This window comes from Tenacibaculum sp. DPLXC6 (assembly GCF_056815515.1).
In genome coordinates this window covers 2062712-2084526 of record NZ_CP141806.1, presented here as the reverse complement: position 1 = coordinate 2084526, position 21815 = coordinate 2062712, and the positions used below count along the sequence as shown (strand labels likewise).

At 32.2% G+C, this 21815-nt stretch carries 17 protein-coding genes; 7 read left to right on the top strand and 10 right to left on the bottom strand.

Annotated elements, in window-relative coordinates:
* The first annotated feature begins 147 nt into the window (after nt 1-147).
* On the top strand, nt 148-2856 hold the full coding sequence (locus VCM48_RS09430) for a TonB-dependent receptor (RefSeq protein WP_440120231.1): 2709 nt from the start codon (nt 148-150) through the stop codon (nt 2854-2856).
* Nucleotides 2857-2867: 11 nt separating this feature from the next.
* Entirely contained in the window at nt 2868-4517 is a 1650-nt protein-coding gene (locus VCM48_RS09425) for an SGNH/GDSL hydrolase family protein (protein ID WP_482270345.1), read from the top strand.
* 32 nt (nt 4518-4549) lie between these two features.
* Here VCM48_RS09425 and VCM48_RS09420 read toward each other — a convergent pair whose 3' ends face one another.
* The 5 genes from VCM48_RS09420 to VCM48_RS09400 all read right to left on the bottom strand — a co-directional run bounded on the left by VCM48_RS09420 (nt 4550) and on the right by VCM48_RS09400 (nt 9003).
* On the bottom strand, nt 4550-4777 hold the full coding sequence (locus tag VCM48_RS09420) for a hypothetical protein (protein WP_099215044.1): 228 nt from the start codon (nt 4775-4777) through the stop codon (nt 4550-4552).
* Nucleotides 4778-4913: 136 nt separating this feature from the next.
* Nucleotides 4914-6461 (bottom strand): glycine--tRNA ligase, encoded by a 1548-nt coding sequence (locus VCM48_RS09415; RefSeq protein ID WP_482270344.1) that lies wholly within the window; start codon nt 6459-6461, stop codon nt 4914-4916.
* A gap of 109 nt (nt 6462-6570) precedes the next feature.
* Nucleotides 6571-7449, bottom strand: coding sequence for a hypothetical protein (locus VCM48_RS09410; protein ID WP_440120227.1), 879 nt, complete (start codon nt 7447-7449; stop codon nt 6571-6573).
* 46 nt (nt 7450-7495) lie between these two features.
* Nucleotides 7496-8395, bottom strand: a complete 900-nt coding sequence (locus tag VCM48_RS09405; RefSeq protein WP_482270343.1) for a hypothetical protein — start codon at nt 8393-8395, stop codon at nt 7496-7498.
* Nucleotides 8396-8442: 47 nt separating this feature from the next.
* Nucleotides 8443-9003 (bottom strand): class I SAM-dependent methyltransferase, encoded by a 561-nt coding sequence (locus VCM48_RS09400; protein ID WP_482270342.1) that lies wholly within the window; start codon nt 9001-9003, stop codon nt 8443-8445.
* 52 nt (nt 9004-9055) lie between these two features.
* Here VCM48_RS09400 and VCM48_RS09395 point away from each other — a divergent pair, with 52 nt between their 5' ends.
* A complete protein-coding gene (locus tag VCM48_RS09395) occupies nt 9056-9748 on the top strand; it encodes a ComF family protein (protein ID WP_482270341.1) in 693 nt (230 codons plus the stop codon).
* Nucleotides 9749-9802: 54 nt separating this feature from the next.
* On the top strand, nt 9803-11401 hold the full coding sequence (locus tag VCM48_RS09390; protein WP_482270340.1) for an Ig-like domain-containing domain: 1599 nt from the start codon (nt 9803-9805) through the stop codon (nt 11399-11401).
* Nucleotides 11402-11495: 94 nt separating this feature from the next.
* Here VCM48_RS09390 and VCM48_RS09385 read toward each other — a convergent pair whose 3' ends face one another.
* Both VCM48_RS09385 and VCM48_RS09380 read right to left on the bottom strand, forming a co-directional pair.
* Nucleotides 11496-11714: a hypothetical protein gene (locus VCM48_RS09385; protein ID WP_099215051.1), complete on the bottom strand. Its 219-nt coding sequence runs from the start codon at nt 11712-11714 to the stop codon at nt 11496-11498.
* 16 nt (nt 11715-11730) lie between these two features.
* Nucleotides 11731-12222 (bottom strand): DinB family protein, encoded by a 492-nt coding sequence (locus VCM48_RS09380; protein WP_482270339.1) that lies wholly within the window; start codon nt 12220-12222, stop codon nt 11731-11733.
* A gap of 212 nt (nt 12223-12434) precedes the next feature.
* Here VCM48_RS09380 and VCM48_RS09375 point away from each other — a divergent pair, with 212 nt between their 5' ends.
* On the top strand, nt 12435-13391 hold the full coding sequence (locus tag VCM48_RS09375; RefSeq protein ID WP_482270338.1) for a helix-turn-helix transcriptional regulator: 957 nt from the start codon (nt 12435-12437) through the stop codon (nt 13389-13391).
* Here VCM48_RS09375 and polA read toward each other — a convergent pair.
* Entirely contained in the window at nt 13388-16210 is a 2823-nt protein-coding gene (gene polA / locus VCM48_RS09370; RefSeq protein WP_482270337.1) for a DNA polymerase I, read from the bottom strand. The genes VCM48_RS09375 and polA overlap by 4 nt on opposite strands.
* Before the next feature lie 172 nt (nt 16211-16382).
* Between polA and VCM48_RS09365 the strand changes: the two genes are divergently transcribed.
* Nucleotides 16383-17609, top strand: coding sequence for a metallophosphoesterase (locus VCM48_RS09365; RefSeq protein ID WP_482270336.1), 1227 nt, complete (start codon nt 16383-16385; stop codon nt 17607-17609).
* An 87-nt stretch (nt 17610-17696) separates the two neighbouring features.
* Nucleotides 17697-17990, top strand: a complete 294-nt coding sequence (locus VCM48_RS09360; RefSeq protein WP_099215056.1) for a thioredoxin family protein — start codon at nt 17697-17699, stop codon at nt 17988-17990.
* Here the strand turns inward: VCM48_RS09360 and VCM48_RS09355 are convergent.
* Nucleotides 17987-18616: a polysaccharide deacetylase family protein gene (locus tag VCM48_RS09355; RefSeq protein WP_482270335.1), complete on the bottom strand. Its 630-nt coding sequence runs from the start codon at nt 18614-18616 to the stop codon at nt 17987-17989. The genes VCM48_RS09360 and VCM48_RS09355 overlap by 4 nt on opposite strands.
* Nucleotides 18617-18620: 4 nt before the next feature.
* Nucleotides 18621-21734, bottom strand: a complete 3114-nt coding sequence (locus tag VCM48_RS09350) for a glycosyltransferase family 117 protein (RefSeq protein ID WP_482270334.1) — start codon at nt 21732-21734, stop codon at nt 18621-18623.
* Between the last annotated feature and the right edge of the window lie 81 nt (nt 21735-21815).

Here is a 21815-nt window from a genome sequence, read left to right as displayed (position 1 = left end):
AATAATAAATTAAGAAATAAAATCTAAAATTAGTTTTTGGTAAGTTTTTGTCTTTATAATTACTATAATTACAAAAAAAGAGGGTGAATATTTCGCAAATGAAAAAAAATTGTATTTTGCACTACAGTTAACAAATTATTTTACATTATGATGAAAAAACTATTACTTGTTGCATTTGTGCTATTTGGTACAGCAATGATGGTTGCTCAAACTACCATTACAGGTACGGTTAATGATGCTTCGCTTGGTGGGCCACTACCGGGAGCAAACATTAAAGTTTCGAGAAAAGCAGTAGGAACGTCTACTGATTTTGATGGTAAGTTTACAATGACGGTAACAGATATCCCTCCGTTTACCATTGAAATTTCTTCTTTAGGGTATCAAACAAAAACAGTTGAGATAACAAAAAACAACCAAGTTGTTGAGGTTAGCTTAACAGAAAATGCAACATCTTTAGATGAGGTAGTTGTATCGGCTTCGAGAACTCCAGAACGTGTTATGGAATCACCTGTAACAATTGAACGTTTTGATTCTAGAGCGATTAAGAATACAGCTTCTGCTTCATATTACGATGGATTAGAAAATTTAAAAGGAGTTGATATCAACTCAGGAGGTTTAACATTTAAAACAGTAAACACACGTGGTTTTGCTACGTTTGGTAATGAGCGTTTTGTACAGTTAGTTGATGGTATGGATAACGCTTCTCCAGCACTTAACTTTGCTATTGGAAACTTATTAGGAATTTCTGAAGTAGATGTAAAAAGTGTTGAAATTTTACCAGGAGCGGCTTCGGCTTTATATGGGGCTAATGCATTTAACGGTATTATGTTAATGCGTAGTGAAAACCCATTTAATGAACAAGGTATTAGTGTTGGTTTAAAAACTGGCTTAACTAGTCAAGAAGCAGCAGGAGATAATGGATATTATGATGCTACAATTAAAATGGCACATGCTTTTGATGATTACTTTGCAGTTAAAGCTAGCTTTTCTTATTTGAAAGGAGAAGAATGGCATGCAACTGATTATAGAAATACAACAGGTATTGGAGGTACATACATTCCAGGAATGAGTCATAATGATGATCCTAACTATGATGGTGCAAATGTATATGGAGATGAGGTTTCTGTTGATTTAGGAGGAGCTATTGGAAAAGTTAGTAGAACAGGATATAGAGAAGTAGACTTAATGTCTAACGAAGCTAAAAGTGTAAAATTCAATGGAGCTATTCATTACCGCCCTCTAGGTAATGACCGTGTTGAAATTATTTGGAATTCTAAATACGGTAGAGGTAATACTATCTATCAAGGACAAAACCGTTACAACTTAGCTAACTTCTTTATGGAGCAACATAAATTGGAAGTAAGAGGTAAAAACTTCTTCATAAGAGGGTATTATGCAGGAGAAGATGCAGGTGATTCTTATGATACTCGTTTTGCTGCAATTAATATTAATAGCAAATGGAAATCTAACACAGATTGGTTTGGACAATATGCAGCAGCATACTTAGGTGCTATACCAGGTGTTCCTGCTTCTAATCATGCAGCGGCAAGAGCAGTAGCTGATAGTGGAAGACCAGAACCGGGTTCTGCTGAGTTTACAAGATTATTTAATGAAGTAACAGCTGACCCAGATTTATTAACAGGGTCAAAGTTTAGAGATAATACAAGCTACTATCATGCAGATGGTAACTTAAACTTACGTGATTATATCGATTGGGCAGAGGTTCAAGTAGGAGGTTCATATAGACAATATAGATTAAACTCTTATGGAACTATTTATACTGATAGTGACGGTCCAATTAAATATGGAGAGTATGGATTATATACTCAAATTCAGAAAAAAATGATGGATGATCGTTTAAAATTTACAGGGTCTATTCGTTATGATAAGTCTGATAATTTTGATGGAAACGTTACACCTAGAGTTTCTTTAGCTTATGCAGCAGGAGAAAACAAAAACCATAACTTTAGAGCGTCTTTCCAAACAGGTTTCCGTAATCCAACAACGCAAGACCAATATATAGGTTTAGCAACAGGAGCAGGATTTATTTTAGGAACAGCTCCAGATAATATTGGGCGTTTTTCTGCACCAGCAATTACAACAACAGGAAGTTTTGTTTTAACAGGACAAGATGTATTTGATAGAGGTTATTCTGCTAACTCTATAGCAAACGGAAATCCTACTTTGGCAACTACAGATTTAGTAGAGCCAGAAAAAGTAAAATCTTTTGAAGTTGGTTATCGTGCAGCAGTTCCTTTAGGAGAAAATAAGTTGTCTATTGATTTTAGTACATACTATAATATGTATTCTGACTTTATTTCTAATAAAGATGTAGTTGTATTGGTAGATCCAAATACACCAGTAACCGTAGGTAACTTAACGAATAGAGATTTAGTTAGAACATTTAGTGTAAAAACTAATTCAACAGTTGATGTAGATTCTTATGGAGTAGGTTTAGGGTTAAACACGAAGGTATTTAATGGGTTTGATGTTGGATTAAACTATACATGGTCTAAGTTTGATTTTGATCAAGCTGCTGACCCTGATTTTGAAGCCGGATTTAATACGCCAGAACATAAAGTAAAAATGCAATTTGGACACACAAATTTATTTGAAAACTTTGGATTTAATGTAAGTGCTCGTTGGCAAAATGAGTTCTACTGGCAGTCTACTTTCTTAGAAGGTACTGTAGAGGAAAGAACAGTTCTTGATGCTCAAATTAACTATTCTGTTCCTTCAATTAAGTCGGTGTTTAAAGTAGGAGGGTCTAATTTAACAGGTGAAGAATACTTAAGTGCACCTGGAGTAGGAGCTGTAGGTTCTCAATACTACATTTCTTGGACTATCAACAACTAAAAAAAGAAACAATGAAAAATACAATTAAATATACTTTTTTGTCTGCATTATTTCTAGGTTTAGCCGCCTGTGATGTAGATAATACATTACCTGAAATTAAAGGAGAAGCAGAAAGTACTGTAGCATTGCAGGCTGGTAGCGTAGATTTTTCTAATTATGTCGCTGTAGGAGCTTCCTTTACAGCAGGCTTTTCAGATGGAGCTTTATTTAAAGCTTCTCAAGAAAATTCTTTTCCAAATATATTAGCTAGTAAGTTTGCTATGGTAGGCGGAGGAGATTTTACACAGCCTCTAATGAGTGATAACATAGGTGGTTTTTTAATAGCCGGGGTAGAAAAAGCTGAACCAAGGTTTTATTTTAATGGAACTGGACCTACAAGGTTATCAGCAACTCCAACTACTGAAATAGGAAATATACAGGCAGGGCCTTATAGTAATATGGGTGTGCCAGGAATAAAAAGTTTTCATTTAGGAGTAGAAGGTTATGGAGCGTTAGCAGCTTTACCAAATGCTAACCCTTATTATGTAAGAATGGCATCTAACCCTATGGCAAGTGTTATACAAGATGTGTTAATGCAACAACCAACATTTTTTACATTATCTGAAATAGGAGGAAATGATGTTTTAGGTTATTCTATTGCTGGTGGTGTAGGTGAAGATCATAATGAAACAGGAAATGTAGATCCAACAACTTATGGAATAAATGATATTACAAACTCTAATGTTTTTGCTTCAGTTTTTTCAAGTACTGTAGACGCTTTAGCAGCAGGAGATAGAAAAGGAGTTGTAGCTAATTTACCATATATAACATCGTTACCTTACTTTACTACAGTACCTTATGCACCATTAGATCCTAGTAACCCTGATTTTGGAGCACAAATTCCGACATTAAATAATGTTTTTGGGGCAATTAATGGAGTTTTTGAAGCAATTGGTGTTCCAGAACGATCAATAGTTTTTGCAACAGATGCTGCAAGTGCAGTTGTAATTAAAGATGAGTCTTTAGAAGATAAAACAGCTCAAATTGTTGGTGCTTTATTAGCAAGTCCTACCTTCCCTCCTTTTGTGGCAAGTTTCGGATTACCTACTGATGCAACTACATTACAAAAAGTAGCAGGTTTATTAGGTACTTATTACGGTCAAGCAAGACAAGCAACAGAAGAAGATTTATTAGTATTGCCAAGTAGTACTATAATAGGAGAGGTAAATACTGATTCTGTAGAATTTTTAATGTTACAAGGTCTACCAGAACAGTTAGCAGGAATGTTTTCTGTAGAAGGAGTTTCATTACCTCTTGAAGACAAATGGGTGTTAACTCAAGATGAAGTAAGTAGAGTTAAGAGTGCTACAGATTCATATAATGCAACTATTAAAGCGGTAGCCGAAGCTAAAGGTTTAGCTTTTGTAGATTTTAAAGCTATTTTACAAGAAGCCTCTACTTCTGGGTTAGAGTTTGGGAATTATAATATGAATACTAGTTTAGTAACTGGTGGTTTAGTTGGTTTAGACGGAGTTCATTTAACTGGTAGAGGGTATGCATTAATGGCTAATAAAATGTTAGCAGCTATTGATGCTACATACGGATCTAATTTTACTGTAGGTAAAGACGGTTTAGCTAAACCGGATGATTACCCAACAAATTACTCACCTACTTTACAATAGTGAGCAAAATATAAAATAAAAAAAGCTGAAGATTAATCTTCAGCTTTTTTTTTGTCTTTATCAGAGTTCATAACATACTTTTTATACTTACCATCTTTATATCTATAGTAAATAAATAAAGGCATTAATATAAATGACATGTATAAAACACCTAGGCCCATTACTACTTGTGATTTAGGGTGCTCTGTGTTTAAAAGATAAGCTCCTGCTATCATCCAAAGTAAAAAGATGATGAATAATATTTTAAGTACAGTTTTCATCTGTTTTCTATTTTATCGGTTAGTTAAAACTCTTACTTGATATTAAGGTTTGTATGTAAAGTTATTTACTATTGCAAAAATAAAAATCCTAAACAGTTACGTTTAGGATTCTTGCTTTATTTTGTCGTTTTAAGATTTATGCTTCCATTTTTTGTAACCAAGAACGTACATCTACCTCTTGTTTAATAATGTTGCTTAATTCTTCTATTTTAACACGTTTTTGTTCCATAGTGTCTCTATGACGAATGGTAACAGTATTGTCTTCTAAAGTATCATGGTCTACTGTAATACAGAAAGGTGTACCAACAGCGTCTTGACGACGATATCTTCTTCCAACAGCATCTTTTTCATCATAAACAACATTAAAGTCCCATTTTAAATCGTCAACAATTTTACGAGCGATTTCTGGTAAACCGTCTTTTTTAACCAATGGTAAAATAGCTGCTTTGGTAGGTGCTAAAACTGCAGGTAATTTTAAAACTGTTCTTGTTGAACCATTTTCTAGCTCTTCTTCTTGTAAAGAGTTAGAGAAAACCGCTAAGAACATTCTGTCTAAACCAATTGAAGTTTCAATTACGTAAGGAACATAACTAGTATTGTCTTCGTGATCGAAGTACTGTAGTTTTTTTCCAGAGAATTTTTCATGCTGACTTAAGTCAAAATCAGTACGAGAATGAATTCCTTCTAATTCTTTGAATCCAAAAGGAAAATTAAATTCAATATCAGCAGCAGCATCAGCATAATGAGCTAATTTATCATGATCGTGGAAACGGTAGTTTTCTTCTCCCATTCCTAACGACATATGCCACTTTAAGCGAGTTTCTTTCCACCTCTCATACCATTCCATTTGAGTACCTGGCTTTACAAAAAATTGCATTTCCATTTGCTCAAACTCTCGTTGTCTAAATATAAATTGACGCGCAACTATTTCGTTACGAAAAGCTTTACCTGTTTGTGCAATTCCAAAAGGAATTTTCATACGTCCAGTTTTTTGTACATTTAAGAAGTTTACAAAAATACCTTGTGCTGTTTCAGGTCGTAAATATACTTCTGTTGAACTGTCAGCAGAAGCTCCAAGTTGCGTTCCAAACATTAGGTTAAACTGCTTAACTTCTGTCCAGTTTTTAGAACCAGAAACAGGACATGTTATACCTAAGTCTATAATTAAATTTCTAAACCCTTCTAAGTCGTTTTCTTCTTGAACCCTAGTTAGTTCAACTGTTATTTCGTCAATTTGCTTTTGACGTCTTAAAACGTTAGGATTTGTACTTCTAAATTCATCTTCATTAAAAGCATCACCAAAACGCTTTTTTGCTTTGGTTATATCTTTTTGAATTTTTTCGTTGATTTTTTCTCTAAAATCTTCAACTAAAACATCAGCTCTATAACGTTTTTTAGAGTCTTTATTATCAATTAAAGGATCGTTGAAAGCATCAACGTGGCCTGAGGCTTTCCAAGTAGTTGGGTGCATTAGTATTGCTGCGTCAATACCTACAATGTTTTCGTGCATTTGCACCATTGCTTTCCACCAATAATCACGAATATTTTTCTTTAATTCTACTCCATTTTGAGCATAATCATACACCGCGCTTAAACCATCATAAATTTCAGATGATTGGAACACATAACCGTATTCTTTTGCGTGCGATAATACTTTTTTAAATTGATCTTCTTGTTTTGCCATGTTGCAAAAATAAAATAAGGATTTAAACTAAGGGTATGGAAAAAGAAAAAAGTGAAGAATTAATTAAACTCTTCACTTTTTAGTTGCGTTTTGTGCTTATTATCGTTGTTTATCTTAGTTTTATTATTGTGTTTCCAGAGTAAACACCATCAACAAATGCGCTAATTACATATTTTCCTTTTTTAATATCGTCTCTGTTTACTAATACTAAAGACACAAGGCTTAAACGATTGTTATTATAGTTAATCTCAAGAGAGTCTGTATATTGAACTTTTTGTCCGTTTTTTAGGTCAGTTTTCCCTTTTGGAGCAACTACATTTTTATTTTCATCAGCAATTTGAATATATACGCGTTTTTCACCTGCCGTAGTTATTGGGTTTTCTAACAAATCAAAATTGATTCTAAAAGCATCAGTTCTGCTAGATCTACTTGTAGATGTTAGTTTTCCGCTGCTACGCTCTTTCATAGCAACTGCTTTTACGGGGCTTGTTTTAATAATTCCACCAATAGCAACTTTAGCTTCTAATTCTTTGTTCTTTTCCGTTAAAGTTTCATTTACACTATCTTTTTGTTGTAAAATTTCGTTAGCGATAACATTTTCTTGTGTTAAAGCATCATTAGCACTATTTAGAGAGTCTATTTGAATGAAAAGCTTTTTATTTTCACGCTCTAAGCTTGCAATTCTACTTCTGTATTTTCTTATAAGTCCAAAATTGTCAGATTTTAAGAGTTTGATAGAGTCTCTTAGATTTTTCATTTTTATTAGCTCTACTTCTAATCTGTCAGCTAAACGTTTTTTTCCAACAACAACATCAGTGTAGTCTTTAATCATTTCATCAAGATCTTGTTGTAATTCAGCTTTTTCTTCTAAGAAAATATTTTGAAGGTTCTCATTTTCACTTGATTTTTGAAACGAGTAATAAAAAAGGAAAAGAGATAGGATAATTAATACTAAAATTAAAACATTCTTGGTTTTTTGTTGATTCATGGTTTAGGGGGATTGATTTATATTAAGTTTTATTAATTTAAGGGGGTTATTTTAATGCTAGAGATTTATTGCCAGCTTGAATACCATTTACAAATGTATTAATGTGATAGGTTCCAGCATCAATTTCGCCATCTACATTAACAAAAGAAATCATAGATAGCTGTTTGTTATTATATTCGGCAGTTAAAATATCACTACACCATATTTTTTTATTGTTTTGCAAACTTACTTCTTTAAATGGGGTAATAACTTTTTTATTTGTATCTATCACTTGGATATAAACTTTTTTAGGGCCAGGGGAGGCCACTTTGTTTTCTAGTAAATCGAATTCTATTTTAAATGCATTTACCTTATTAGATCTTGTTGTTGAGGTGAATTTTCCATTTCTTTTCTTTTTCATAGCCTCTGCCTTAATAGTAGAAATTTCAATAATTTCAGCAGTAGCTATTTTTCTCTTTAAGTCTTGCTTTTCTTTACTTAAAAAACGGTTTATGTTAGTAAGTTTAGTGTTTTGTTTTTCTTTTACGAACAAAGCTTCTTGTACACTATCGTTTTTTGTAATTAATTCGTTGTTAATTATATTAAGATGATTTAATTGAGTGAAAAGCTTTTCATTTTCCTCAATAAGTATTCCTGTTCTTTTTCTGTAGTATCTAATAAACTTATAGTCTACTTCCTTTAAGTTTTTAACAGAATCTCTAAGTTGAATTACTTTATGAATCTCATTTTTTAGTTTTAATGAGTATTCACTTTTTTTATAATTTGTTTCTTCATAATCTTCTATAATATTTGTTAACTCACCTTCTAACTCTTTTTTTTCTTGCTCAAAAACAGCTTTGAGCTCAGAGTAATCTCTGGCATTTTCGTAGGATAAAAATCCAATAACAAGTATTAGTAAAATTAAAAAGGCAATGAAGCCGTTGTTTTTTATTCTTGAGGCAGGCATCATTTTAGGGGTTATAATGAGGGTTATGCTCCGTGCTAATATACTATTTATTTTTTAACACATTTGTAAATAAAAGCAGGAGGGAAATTTAGAGGTTCAAAGCTTAAATCGATAGCGTTACCAAAAACTTCTTTTAGTTTTTTGTAGTAAGTCAAACTATATTGATATTGAATAAAAAGCCCTGTGGTAGTTAAAAAGTTATAGCTTTTTGTTAAAATAGAGTGCGATATTTCTTTAGGAATTATCGTTAATGGTAAACTAGAAACAATATAGTCTGCTTTTGCATATCCTAATTTTTCTATTTCAAACTTTATATTTTCAGCAGAAGCTTTTAAAACAACTAATTGTGGGTGTTTTATTTTTTTAAGCTCTTTGTAAAAAGCATTGTTTATTTCAAAACATATTAATATGGTATTAGGCTGAAGCTTTTTTAATATGTATTGTGTGATGGCTCCATTTCCAGGTCCTAGTTCTACAATGACTTCAGCAGTTTTAAAATCAATTTCTTTTAGCATTTTATTTGCCAAGTATCTAGAACTTGGAACAACTGTACCAGATGTTTTGTAGTTTTTTACGGCTTCTTTGAAAAAATTAAACTTTTTACTCAAAATATAACTTCTGTTGTTTTTTGTATCTTTCTGTTAAAAAAGGCTTGTAAAGATGCAATTTTTAAAAGAGATATTCTATTTATTTTACCCCAATTTATGTGTTAACTGTGAAAAGACGTTGTTACAAAATGAAACATTCGTATGTACTTTTTGTAAAAACGACTTACCAATTATAGACGATAATGGGCATACAAATGTTACATTAATGTCAAATTTTTATGGAAAAGTGCCAATACAAGCTGTACGTTCTTTTCTTTTTTACAGAAAGAAAGGAGTAACCCAAAAACTTATTCATCAGTTAAAATATAAAAACCAACCAGAAATAGGAATATTTATAGCAGACTGGTTTGGAGAAAAATTAAAGAAATCAAGTATTTTTGTAGATGTAGATTACATTATTCCTGTGCCACTACATTCAAAAAAGTTTAAAAATAGAGGGTATAATCAAGTAACTATGTTTGGTGAACGATTGAGCGATATTTTGAATATTGAGTATAAATCAGATATTTTAATTAGAACTTCTAAAACTAAAACACAAACTCTAAAACAACGATTTGAACGGTTTTCTAATAACAAAACAAAGTTTAAACTTGTTGATACTACTTTTTTTGAAAATAAACACGTCTTGCTTATTGATGATGTTATTACTACAGGAGCAACATTGGAAGCTTGTGCAAACGAACTTTTAAAAACGCAAAATATAACTATAAGTGTAGCGACAATGGCTTATACACAAAAAGACTAATACCATTCCATCTTAATTTACTACTTTTGAAAATGGATTTTAAACCATTAATTTGTGAAAAATAAACACTTTATTTTAGTAACTCTTTTCGCTTTTTTAATAAGTAGTTGTGCACGTAAGGGACGACCAGAAGGAGGTCCAAAAGATGAAACTGCACCAATAATGGTTACTGCAAATCCTCCTTATGAAACTATTCATTTTGATGATGATAACATTCGTATTTATTTTGATGAATATATTGTTTTAAAAGACTTACAAAAACAGTTGGTAGTTTCTCCTCCAATGAAAAATCCACCATTAATTACACCTCAAGGAACACCAAGCAAGTATATAAATATTAAAATATTAGACACATTACAACCGAGCACTACTTATACCTTTAATTTTGGAAACGCAGTTCAAGACAATAATGAAAATAATAAGTTAGAGAGTTTTAAATATGTATTTTCAACGGGAGATTATATTGATTCTTTAAAAATTAAAGGGACAGTAGCTGATGCTTTTGATAAAAAAGAGGTAAAAGAAATTAGTGTTTTACTATATAAACTAGATAGTACCTATAATGACACTATTATTTTTAAACAGAAACCAAACTATGTAACAAATACACTAGATTCTACAAATTTTGAGTTTAGTAATTTGCGAGAAGGAAAATATTTAATGTTAGCATTAAAAGAACCTTCAAACGATTATATTTTTAATAGTCGAACAGATAAAATTGGGTTTGTAGTAGATACAATTACGTTGCCTCAAGATACTTTAATAAGTATGCCTATCCGTTTCTTTAAAGAAATTCAACCGTATGAGTTTAAAAGAGGAAAAGAAGTAACAAAAGGGAAAATTCAGTTTGGTTTTGAAGGTAGGCAGAAAAATATGAATATTGAATTGCTGTCAGAGGTTCCACAAGATTTTAAGTCGTTTACTCAATTTGAAAAAGATAAAGACACGCTAAATTATTGGTATACGCCTTTAGAAAGAGATTCATTGAATTTTATAGTAAATAATGAGAATTTTAAAGATACTGTTACAGTGTTTTTAAGAAAAAAGAAAATTGATTCTTTATCTGTGTCATCTAGTGTAAGTGGAGACTTGAATTTAAAAGATACAATGTTTATCAAAACAAACAACCCAATTGTTTCTTTTGATAAATCTAAATTCTCATTAATTGATAAAGATACTGTTGATGTACCTTTTGAATTGAAAAAACAATCAATTAATAAAATAGCAGTATTATTTGAAAAGAAACCCAAATACGGTTATATTTTTAAAGGGTTACCAGAAGGGATAACTGATATTTATGAAACTACAAACGATACATTAGATTATAAGTTTTCAACACGAACAGTAGAAGATTATGCAAGTATTGTGTTGGATGTTAAAAACGAAACAGAATCTCCTGTTATTATTGAACTATTAAGTCAAGATAAGGTAGTAGAAAAAAGATATATTACATCGTCTAAAAAAATAGAATTTACTCTATTAGAGCCTAAAGAATATAGTGTTAGAGCGATAGTTGATGAAAATAACAACCGTATGTGGGATACTGGTGATTTCTTATTAAGAAAACAGCCAGAGAAAATCATCTATTATGGAACAGTGTTTAAGTTAAGGGCTAACTGGATAGTACAAAATGAAACATTTGTAATTAAGTAGATAATATAATATCATCTTGAAAGAATAAAGAAACCGAATACAGAAACTAATTGATTCTCTATTCGGTTTCTTGTTACATTATATTTTATTGTTTTTACAACAATTCTTCACAATAAAACCCATGATGTTGTATTGCTTTTAAAACGTCATCAGCTTTAACCATTTGAGTCTCTACTCGAAGGATATTATCACAATCTTCTAAGTCAAAATTCCAGCGGTCATTTTTGGTAATCAAACGATTTAAAGTAGGTTGAACAATTTTAATTTCTTTGTTTTTTGTAACTGATGTTTTAAATACCAAAACTGTTTTCATTTTAGGTGCTTTTTTATTAACGTTCATAAAAATAAGGAGGCTCAATACCTAAAGCACGTAGATAAACATATCCCTGTCCGCGATGATGGATTTCATTATCAATAAAATAAAAAATCGATGACCAAACTGTACCTTCATATTGACCAAATATTTTAATGTTCTGCTGGAATTGTTCTGGTTTAATTTGTGCCCAATAGGTGTTTATTTCATCAGTAGCTTTATCCCAAAGTTCAAGAATTTTTGCTTTTTTGTTACCGTGGTCAACCTTTTCAATTAATTCCTGAATTTCTCCTGTAGCAATTTCTTTAATACCTGGAGCTGCTATACCTAAAAGCTCCATTACCATATCAGCAAAAGGACGCATACCTCCTATAGAGTAATTAAAAAAGGCTTCCTCAGGAAAAGCTTCAATAGTTCTTCGGGTTAAACCTCGATGCCCTTGCCAATGTGTTAATAACTCAGAAGGTGTGATTACTTGTTCTAATAATGTGTTCGTTGTTGATTCCATAATTGTAATTTTTATTATTTGAAACCAAAATTAATACTAGGTGGTGACAGCTTTATGTCAGCAGGAAAAAATAAATTTTAAAAATGTCTATTGACAAGCGGTTGTCACTTACTGTATGTTTATTTGTATAAAGTATAGTTATTATGTTGAAGCGAAAATTTAAAAAATACTTCAGCCTGAAATCCTATCTTTGGGAAATATGTTATAGCATTATGAGTTTAGACACGGTAAAACGTTTTGATAGAATTGTGGCAATACTTATTCAGTTACAATCTAAACGTATAGTAAAAGCACAAGAATTAGCTGATAGATTTCAAGTAAGTTTACGTACTATTTATCGTGATATACGAACACTTGAAGCTTCGGGAGTACCCATTATAAGTGAGGCAGGAGTTGGTTATTCTATTATGGAAGGATACCGTTTGCCTCCTGTTATGTTTACTAGAGAAGAAGTAGGAAGTTTTGTGGCTGCCGAAAAACTAATGCAGAAGTTTGTAGACAAATCATTAGGAAACTACTATGAGTCTGCTATGATGAAGTTAAAATCAGTGTTGCGTGGTCGTGAAAAAGATTGGATTTCTGCTTTAGAATCACAAATATTGGTGGATCCTACAAATAAATTGTTTAATGATAGTCTGCCAAATGCACTTGAAACCTTGTTTGAAAGCATTGCTGAAAAAAGACAGGTATTTTTAAAATATCAAGCATTAAATAGAGAAGCACCTTCTGAACGTTTTGTGGAACCTGTGGGTATTTATCACGAATCAGGATTTTGGTATGTATTAGCTTTTTGCCATTTAAGAAGTGACTACAGGCAATTTAGAACCGATAGAATGTTAGCTATAAAATCAACTCAACATAGTTTTACTAGAGAACACATTACGTTAGATGAATACCGTAGTCAGTATGAAAATATACCAAAAACAAAAGTTGTTATTTCTGTTGATAAAAGTGTGGTTCGATATATTAACAATAGCAAAATGCAACATGGTTTTGTCTCTGAAAAAGTAAAAGGAAACCAAGTAGAAATGACATTTATGACTTCCTATGTTGAACACGGCTTTTCCAGATGGTATATTGTGTTTTCTGACTATGCTAAAATTATTGAACCTGAAAGTTTAAAACTTCAGGTAAAAGAGATTTTAGAAAAAGCAATTACTAAACTTTAATGCGCCTCTAACCAGTTTGCTCCTGTATCAATTTCAACATCTAATGGAACAGTCATTTTAAAGGCATTTTCCATTTCTTGTTTAATGATAGGCTTAATGATGTCCACTTCATCTTTATGTGCATCAAAAACCAATTCATCGTGTACTTGTAATAACATTTTCGACTTAAAATTTTCTTGCTCAAATCGCTTATAAATATTAATCATGGCAAGCTTTATAATATCCGCAGCAGAACCCTGAATTGGCGCATTTACGGCATTTCTTTCCGCAGCACCACGAACAATAGCGTTACGAGAATTAATGTCTTTTAAATAACGGCGACGATGTAATACAGTTTCTACATATCCGTGCTCACGAGCAAAATCTACCTGCTTAGAGATATAATTTCTTAGTTTCGGATAGGTAGCATAATAGGTGTTAATTAACTCTTTTGCTTCTTTACGAGATAAATCGGTTTGATTACTTAATCCGAAGGCAGAAACACCATAAATAATTCCAAAGTTTACTGTTTTAGCATTACTACGTTGCTCACGAGTTACGTCTTCAATAGGAACGTTAAATACTTTTGCAGCAGTAGAAGCGTGAATATCTTCCCCATCTTTAAATGCCTTAATCATGGTTTCTTCTTCACTTAAAGCAGCAATAATTCGTAATTCTATCTGGCTATAATCTGCTGCTAACAACACATAATTTTCATCTCTTGGAATAAATGCTTTACGTACTTCCTGTCCGCGCTTAGTACGAATAGGAATGTTCTGCAAGTTCGGGTTGTTAGAACTTAAACGCCCAGTAGCAGCAACAGCTTGAGCATATACAGTGTGTACTCTTCCTGTTTTTGGATTGATTTCGTTAGGAAGCGCATCAACATAGGTACTTTGTAATTTTTTATACTGACGATATTTTAAAATATCTGCAACAATTTGGTGGTCTTTAGCTAAGTAAGAAAGCACATCTTCCGCAGTAGAATATTGCCCCGTTTTGGTTTTCTTAGGTTTGTCAACCAGTTTTAACTTGTCAAATAGAATAGGTCCTAATTGCTTTGGTGATGCAATGTTAAATTCTTCACCAGCTTGTTCGTATATATTTTGTTCAAGTTGAGAAATATCTTTAGATAATGCTTCAGAAAGAGTTTTTAAGAAGTCGACATCTAAATTAATACCTTCAATTTCCATAGCTGTTAATACAGAAACTAACGGAGTTTCTACTTCGTTAAATAACTTGGTAACATTACCACTTTCTAGTTCTTTAGAAAAGTGCTCTTTTAATTGATAAGTAATATCTGCATCTTCAACAGCATATTCAGTTTGTTTAGGTAGTTCAACTTGTCGCATTGAAAGTTGATTTTTACCTTTTTTACCAATCAACTCTGTAATAGGTTGTGGTTGATAGTTTAAGTATGTTTCTGCAAGTACATCCATATTATGACGCATATCTGGATTGATAAGGTAATGCGCAATCATGGTGTCAAACAATTTACCTTGTACAGGCATGTTGTAGTTTGACAGTACTTTAATGTCGTATTTTAAATTATGACCAATTTTTTCAATGGTTTCGGCTTCAAAAAATGATCGAAACTCTTCTAGAATAGTCTTTGTTTCTTTTTGGTTTTCAGAAAAAGGAACATAATAGCCTTTGCCAGCCTCCCAAGAAAATGCAATTCCAACAAGCTCAACTTCTAAGGCTTTTAATCCTGTAGTTTCAGTATCAAAACAAACAGAGTTTTGTTGCATTAATTTCTCTAACAATAATTTTCTTGAAAGAGGTGTATCTACTAATTGATAGAAGTGATTAGTATTTTCAATGGTTTTAAACCCGTTGATATTTGTGTCTTTAGAGGCACTTCCACTACCAGGAGCAGCAAATAAATCGAACTGTCCAGCTGCACTAGCCTTTGTTGCTTTTGGTTTTTCAGTCGTGGTAGTACTTTCTTCAGTAGGAGCAAATGTTTTTAAGAAGTTTTCTGTTAAACGACGGAACTCTAGCTCCGTAAAAATTTCTTTGGTAGCTTCTATATTAGGTTGTTCAAAAACTAATTTATCCAACTCTAATTCAACAGGAACATCTAGCATAATAGTAGCTAGCTTTTTAGAAAGCAGACCTAATTCTTGATTAGCTTCTACCTTTTCTTTCATTTTTCCTTTTAGCTCATGTATATTTTCAAACAAGCCTTCCATACTTCCATAAGCAGCAATGAATTTTTTGGCTGTTTTTTCACCAACACCAGGTAAACCAGGAATATTATCAACAGCATCACCCATCATTCCTAAAAAGTCAATTACTTGCAAAGGGTTTTCAACACCAAACTTTGTTTTAACTTCTTCAACACCCCATTTTTCGTAACCATTTCCCATACGAGGCGGACGGTACATAAAAATATGTTCAGAAACTAGTTGGGCAAAATCTTTATCAGGTGTTACCATATAGGTGTGAAGCCCTTCTTTCTCGGCTTTTTTAGCAAGTGTTCCTATAATATCATCAGCTTCATACCCTTCTTTTACAATGGCAGGAATGTTCATGGCTTCTAATATTTTTTCAATATAAGGCACAGCTAAGCGAATGGCTTCAGGCGTTTCTTGTCGGTTTGCTTTGTAATCTTCAAAAGCTTCAACACGATCTACACTTCCGCCTCTGTCAAAACATACCGCTAGGTAATCAGGCTTTTCACGCTTTATTACATCTAGTAAAGAGTTAGTAAACCCCATAATTGCAGAAGTATCTAATCCTTTAGAGTTGATACGTGGGTTTTTAATAAAGGCATAATATCCTCTAAAAATTAAAGCGTATGCGTCGAGTAAAAAAAGTCGTTTATGATCTGCCATGTTTTGTCTTAAGCCTATTGAAATAAAATGTTGATACCGATTTGTTTACAGAAAAAAGTAGAAAACTATAGTTTCTTTGAACTTTGGAGGTAAAGCTACAAAACTTTAACAAGATGTTAAAAATCAATTTTAAGAATCGCTGTATCTTTGTTTCTCCTTAAAAATGAAATAGATGTCTCGTTGGTTAGTAACAGTTATTATAATATCAGCAATAATTATTGTGTTTGAAGCATATGCTTTTCAGGCAATAAAAACACTTACTAAAAGTAAGATTATTCGTTATGGGTGGTTGTTTATTGGACTGCTAGCTTATGCAAACTTTTTTTATGTGATATTTACTTCTGATAGAAGTTCAGGTCAAACAAGAGAGTTTCAATGGGCAATGGGGATGCTTTTACTTGTTTTAATTCCTAAAGTGGTAGTTTTTATATTAATGTTTGGAGAAGATGTGGTGAGATGGATTCAAAAGGGAATTTCATTTTTATCTAAAGAAGAAACTAAAGATTTGAATGGAAGAAGAGCTTTTATATCGAAAATAGCCTTAGGGTTGGCAGCTTTACCATTTGCAAGTTTGTTGTATGGTATGGTTAGAGGAAAGTATAATTACAAGGTGTTAAAATATCAATTAAGTTTTAAAGATTTACCAGAAGCTTTTGATGGTTTTACCATATCTCATATAACTGATATTCACTCGGGAAGTTTTGATAACAAAGAAAAAATCCAGTATGGAGTAGATTTAATTAACGAGCAGGAATCAGACATGATTTTGTTTACAGGTGATATCGTTAATAATTTTGCTCATGAAATGGATGATTGGGTACCAATGTTTTCTGAACTAAAAGCACCTATGGGTAAATACTCCATTCTTGGAAATCATGATTACGGAGATTATTCTGATTGGAAAACTCCAGAAGATAAAAAGGCAAATTTTCAAGCGGTAAAAGATATTCATCCAAAAATAGGGTTTGAGCTATTGTTGAATGAAAATAGGTATATAGAAAGAAATGGAGAGAGAATTGCTTTAGTTGGTGTAGAAAATTGGGGAAAAGGACGTTTTAGCAAAGCAGGAGACCTTAAAAAAGCATCAGAAGGGGTAAGTAAAGGAGATTTTAAAATTTTACTATCTCATGATCCTAGTCATTGGGAACATAAGGTAAAGCAAGATGATTTTAATTATCATTTAACCTTGAGCGGTCATACCCATGGTTTACAGTTTGGTATTGAAATTCCTGGTTGGATTAAATGGAGCCCTTCTAAATATGTGTATAAACAGTGGGCAGGATTGTATAAAGAGTTTGATAGATATATTAACGTAAATAGAGGTTTTGGGTATCATGCTTTCCCAGGTAGAGTAGGAATTTGGCCAGAAATTACCGTAATTGAGTTAAAAAAAGCTTGATTTTCAGTATTTTTAAGATTTTCATAATAATTACCTAACAAAAAATTAGTAATTTTAGGCTCTTTAGTGATTAAACGTATGCAAAAGATGACAAAGTTTGGTGAAATTATAAGCATTAACAAACCTGTGTTAATCGATTTTTATGCAGATTGGAGTGAACTAGAACCTAGTTTAGATACACTTCGTGATGTAGCTGCTGCATTAGGTGATAAAGCCAAAGTAATTAAAATAGATATTAAAAAGAATGAAATTCTTGCCGATGCCTTACGAGTTAAGGGGAATCCTACTTTTATGATTTATAAAAACGGTGAGATGAAATGGCGTCAAACAGGAGAGCAAGATGCTAATACGTTAATAGGATTGGTTCAGCAGTTCGTTTAAGTTATTGCTTTAAAGTCATACCCTTTTTGCGAAAATTCTTTTAAAACTTTTGGAAGCGCATAATACAATTTGTCGCTAGCTTTTATACTATCGTGAAAAACGATGATACTTCCGTTTTGTACATTTTCAAGTACGTTTTGCAAACATTTTTCCTTTGTGACGCTCGAATCAAAATCTGCGGATAATACGTCCCACATAATAATTTTATAGCCACTAGCAAGAAGTTGTTTAGCTTGTTTTCTTTTTATTTTTCCGTACGGAGGACGAAATAATTTTGTTTTTTGATCAGGTAATAAGCTTTCACATTTACTCGTGTTTTCAATATAAACTGTATTACTGTTTTTCCAGCCGTTTAAGTGATTAAAAGTGTGGTTTCCTACCGAATGTCCTTCGTTAACTATTCTTGAGAAAATAACAGGGTGTTTTCGAATATTATCACCAATACAAAAAAAGGTAGCTTTTGCATTAAAATTATGTAGTTGGTCTAGTACAAATTCAGTAACCTGAGGAATAGGTCCATCATCAAAAGTGAGGTATATTTCTTTCTTATTGGTGAAAAAAGACCACGTATACTTAGCAAATAAACGTTTAAGTATACGTGGTGTCTTTATAAAATATAACCTCATTAAATTAAGGTTTAATGGTGTCGAGTTCTTGAGGTAACTCAGTTTCTTCTTCAGGCATTAAATGACTAAATAAGCGAGCGTGTGTTATATAATTTTCAAAAAACTTTTTACCGTACTCTTCGTCTTTGTCGTATCGAGTAATTTGTTGAACTAAGTTTTGATACATGTATAAACTAGTCTCTAAATTATCGATGATTAAATCAATATCCTGAGTATTAAATGTGCTGTAATATTTTAATTTTTGTTGAAAAATATCAGCTAAAGTTTCTGCAGTTTCTCTAGCTTTTTCAATATCACCTATGCGATAATATAACTCTGGATAACCTAAAGAGAAATTGTAATGATCAAAATCTTTAATAGGCATTTTGTGTAACGATAAATCTAATACATCTTTTGCGTTTACAGAATCTCCTTTCTGTAAAAACTCTTCTGATAGACGAATTAAGTTATTACGTAATGAAATTGCGTTACGTTTACTTTGCTCATCTAGGTAAATTTCTCCGTTATTGATTGTTTTCCAATCCCATTTTTTAACATTATCATACATTTTTTCAGGATCTATACGTCCCATATCAAAAATTGTACGACCTTTATTAGATGTTTTAATAGGTACTAATTTGTACGCCATTCCATCTAATTGTAAGTAATCTTTTAACCAAATGTATTCTTCATCTGCATTTGCACCGCCAGTGAAGTAAATAGGTCGCTTCCAATCAAAATTGTTCAAGATATCTAGCATTAAAAGTCTTGCTTTTGATAAGGCTCTGTCATCAACAGTAATGTCAATATAATCTACCATTTTATCAGCATCTTTTTGAGCCACTAATCCAGTTTTTAACGCATTTTCTTTGTTAACAGGAATGCGAATTTTGTTAGTTGGGTAAAATTTTTCTTTAGCGCCATCACCAGCGTCTAAATAGGTAGCATCGTTATCACTGTCAATCCAACGCATAAAATCTTTTATAGTAAGTAGAGAATCTTTTAATTGTGGAAGAGGGTAGTAATATGCCATATCTAAGGTTCCGTACTTGTACTGATCGTGTGTTAACTGTGACGGAATAGGATCTGCATCATAGGTTTTCTTTTTCATTTGGTCGATGTACCAATCTGTTTGAAAAAGACTTGTATTTACTATTTTAATATCTCTACGAACACCTTCTACTTGTTGCATATACCAAAGAGGAAAAGTGTCATTGTCTCCAATTGTAAAGATGATTGCATTTGGGTCACAGCTCTCTAAATAGGTTTGTGCATTTAATTGAGCTAAATAACGGTCAGCTCTATCATGATCGTCCCAGTTTTGGAAGCCCATTAAAGTAGGAACAGCTAGCAATGAAACTACTGAAACAGCAATAGCAACTACTTTTTTACTAGCGTACTTTTTAAAGTAATCATAAAGGGCAAGTACTCCAAAACCAATCCAAATAGCAAAAACATAAAACGAACCAACTACCGCATAATCACGTTCACGAGGTTCAAAAGGTTTTGGGTTGGTGTAAAATATAATTGCTAACCCAGTAAATAAAAAGAATAGTGTTAATACATAAAAATTCTTTTTATCCTTATTTAGTTGATATAATAAACCAATAAGACCTAAAATAAAAGGTAAAAAGAAGTAAGTATTACGTCCTTTATTATTTTTAATATCGTCTGGTAAGTTTTGTTGAGAGCCTAAGCGGGCTTCGTCAACAAAATTAATACCGCTTAACCAGTTTCCATTTTCAACATCCAAATGCCCTTGAATATCGTTTTGTCGACCTACAAAATTCCACATAAAATAACGCCCGTACATATATCCAAATTGAAAATCAACCATGAATTTTATGTTTTCTAAAAACGTTGGACGTCTTTTACTACGAGCAGGAATTCCAGCAATACTTTTGTATTGTTGCTCAGAAGCAGGATTTACCATACGAGGAATAAATCCTTTGTGTTTACTTGAATAATTTGGAAGTACGTTTTTGTATCTGTTTACAATAACATATTTACCATCTATTTTTTCGTACTTAGGTTTGTCGTCTTTATAAGGATTGTCAGCATCTTGTTCTCTATCATAAGCTACAGAATAGTAATTATCATAAAAAACATTAGAGTCACCGTATTGTTCACGGTTATAATATGCTAATAATTCACGTGCACTTGATGGATTATTTTCATTGATAATAGTATCAGCATTTGCACGAATTGGTAACATTAACCAAGACGAGAATCCAATCATAATAAATAATACTGAAAGTACTAAAGTATTTGCCGTAACTAGGTTCTTTTTACGAGTGTATTTTAAACCGTAAAAGAACAAACCTATTAAAACAATTCCAGCAATGATGGTTCCTGAGTTATAAGGCAATCCTACTTGGTTGATAAAGAACAGTTCAGCAGCACTAAAGAATTTTAAAGTAAAAGGAAATAAAAACTTAAATACAAAAGCTAATACTAGTATTGCAACTAGGGTAGCAATTGCAGTTGTTTTTATGTTGATGTCTTTATATGTTTTGAAGAAATATACTAAAACGATTGATGGAATTACTAATAAAGAAAGTATATGAACCCCAAAAGATAGTCCAACTACAAAACTGATTAATACTAACCATTTATTTCCTCTAGGAGTATTTAACTCACTTTCCCAACGTAATCCTAACCAAAATAGTAGCGCCATTAAGAAAGAAGACATGGCATACACTTCACCTTCAACAGCACTAAACCAAAAACTATCAGAAAAAGTATAGGCTAAAGCACCAACTAATCCGCTTCCTAAAACAGCAATAGCTTCATTATTACCTAACTTTCCATTTTTAAAGGCCATTTTTCTGGCTAAATTGGTAATTGTCCAAAACATGAAAAGAATGGTAAAAGCACTTGCTAACCCAGACATAAAGTTGACCATTTTTGCTAACTGACTAGGGTCACTAGTAAACATAGCGAAAAAAGCACCCAACATTTGAAATAAAGGAGCACCTGGAGGGTGTCCAACTTCTAAATTTACAGCAGTTGCAATGTATTCTCCACAGTCCCATGAACTCACTGTAGGCTCAAGAGTTAAGGTATAGGTAATTAACGCTACTGCAAACGAAACCCATCCTAAAATGATGTTCCACTTTTTATAGTTAAACTCAGTCATAGTTTTTTATCTAGATATAAAGTACGAATGTATTAATTACTAATGATTTTTTAGTTGAAAACAAAAATATAATTTTAACAG

What these genes read in the sequence shown, in the direction of transcription:
- VCM48_RS09430 (WP_440120231.1), top strand. Translation starts at nt 148, where the DNA reads ATGATGAAAAAACTATTACTTGTTGCATTTGTGCTATTTGGTACAGCA.
- VCM48_RS09355 (WP_482270335.1), bottom strand. Translation starts at nt 18,616, where the DNA reads ATGAGGTTATATTTTATAAAGACACCACGTATACTTAAACGTTTATTT.
- VCM48_RS09360 (WP_099215056.1), top strand. Translation starts at nt 17,697, where the DNA reads ATGACAAAGTTTGGTGAAATTATAAGCATTAACAAACCTGTGTTAATC.
- VCM48_RS09365 (WP_482270336.1), top strand. Translation starts at nt 16,383, where the DNA reads ATGTCTCGTTGGTTAGTAACAGTTATTATAATATCAGCAATAATTATT.
- VCM48_RS09380 (WP_482270339.1), bottom strand. Translation starts at nt 12,222, where the DNA reads ATGGAATCAACAACGAACACATTATTAGAACAAGTAATCACACCTTCT.
- VCM48_RS09385 (WP_099215051.1), bottom strand. Translation starts at nt 11,714, where the DNA reads ATGAAAACAGTTTTGGTATTTAAAACATCAGTTACAAAAAACAAAGAA.
- VCM48_RS09405 (WP_482270343.1), bottom strand. Translation starts at nt 8,395, where the DNA reads ATGCCTGCCTCAAGAATAAAAAACAACGGCTTCATTGCCTTTTTAATT.
- VCM48_RS09350 (WP_482270334.1), bottom strand. Translation starts at nt 21,734, where the DNA reads ATGACTGAGTTTAACTATAAAAAGTGGAACATCATTTTAGGATGGGTT.
- polA (WP_482270337.1), bottom strand. Translation starts at nt 16,210, where the DNA reads ATGGCAGATCATAAACGACTTTTTTTACTCGACGCATACGCTTTAATT.
- VCM48_RS09420 (WP_099215044.1), bottom strand. Translation starts at nt 4,777, where the DNA reads ATGAAAACTGTACTTAAAATATTATTCATCATCTTTTTACTTTGGATG.
- VCM48_RS09410 (WP_440120227.1), bottom strand. Translation starts at nt 7,449, where the DNA reads ATGAATCAACAAAAAACCAAGAATGTTTTAATTTTAGTATTAATTATC.
- VCM48_RS09425 (WP_482270345.1), top strand. Translation starts at nt 2,868, where the DNA reads ATGAAAAATACAATTAAATATACTTTTTTGTCTGCATTATTTCTAGGT.
- VCM48_RS09375 (WP_482270338.1), top strand. Translation starts at nt 12,435, where the DNA reads ATGAGTTTAGACACGGTAAAACGTTTTGATAGAATTGTGGCAATACTT.
- VCM48_RS09395 (WP_482270341.1), top strand. Translation starts at nt 9,056, where the DNA reads ATGCAATTTTTAAAAGAGATATTCTATTTATTTTACCCCAATTTATGT.
- VCM48_RS09415 (WP_482270344.1), bottom strand. Translation starts at nt 6,461, where the DNA reads ATGGCAAAACAAGAAGATCAATTTAAAAAAGTATTATCGCACGCAAAA.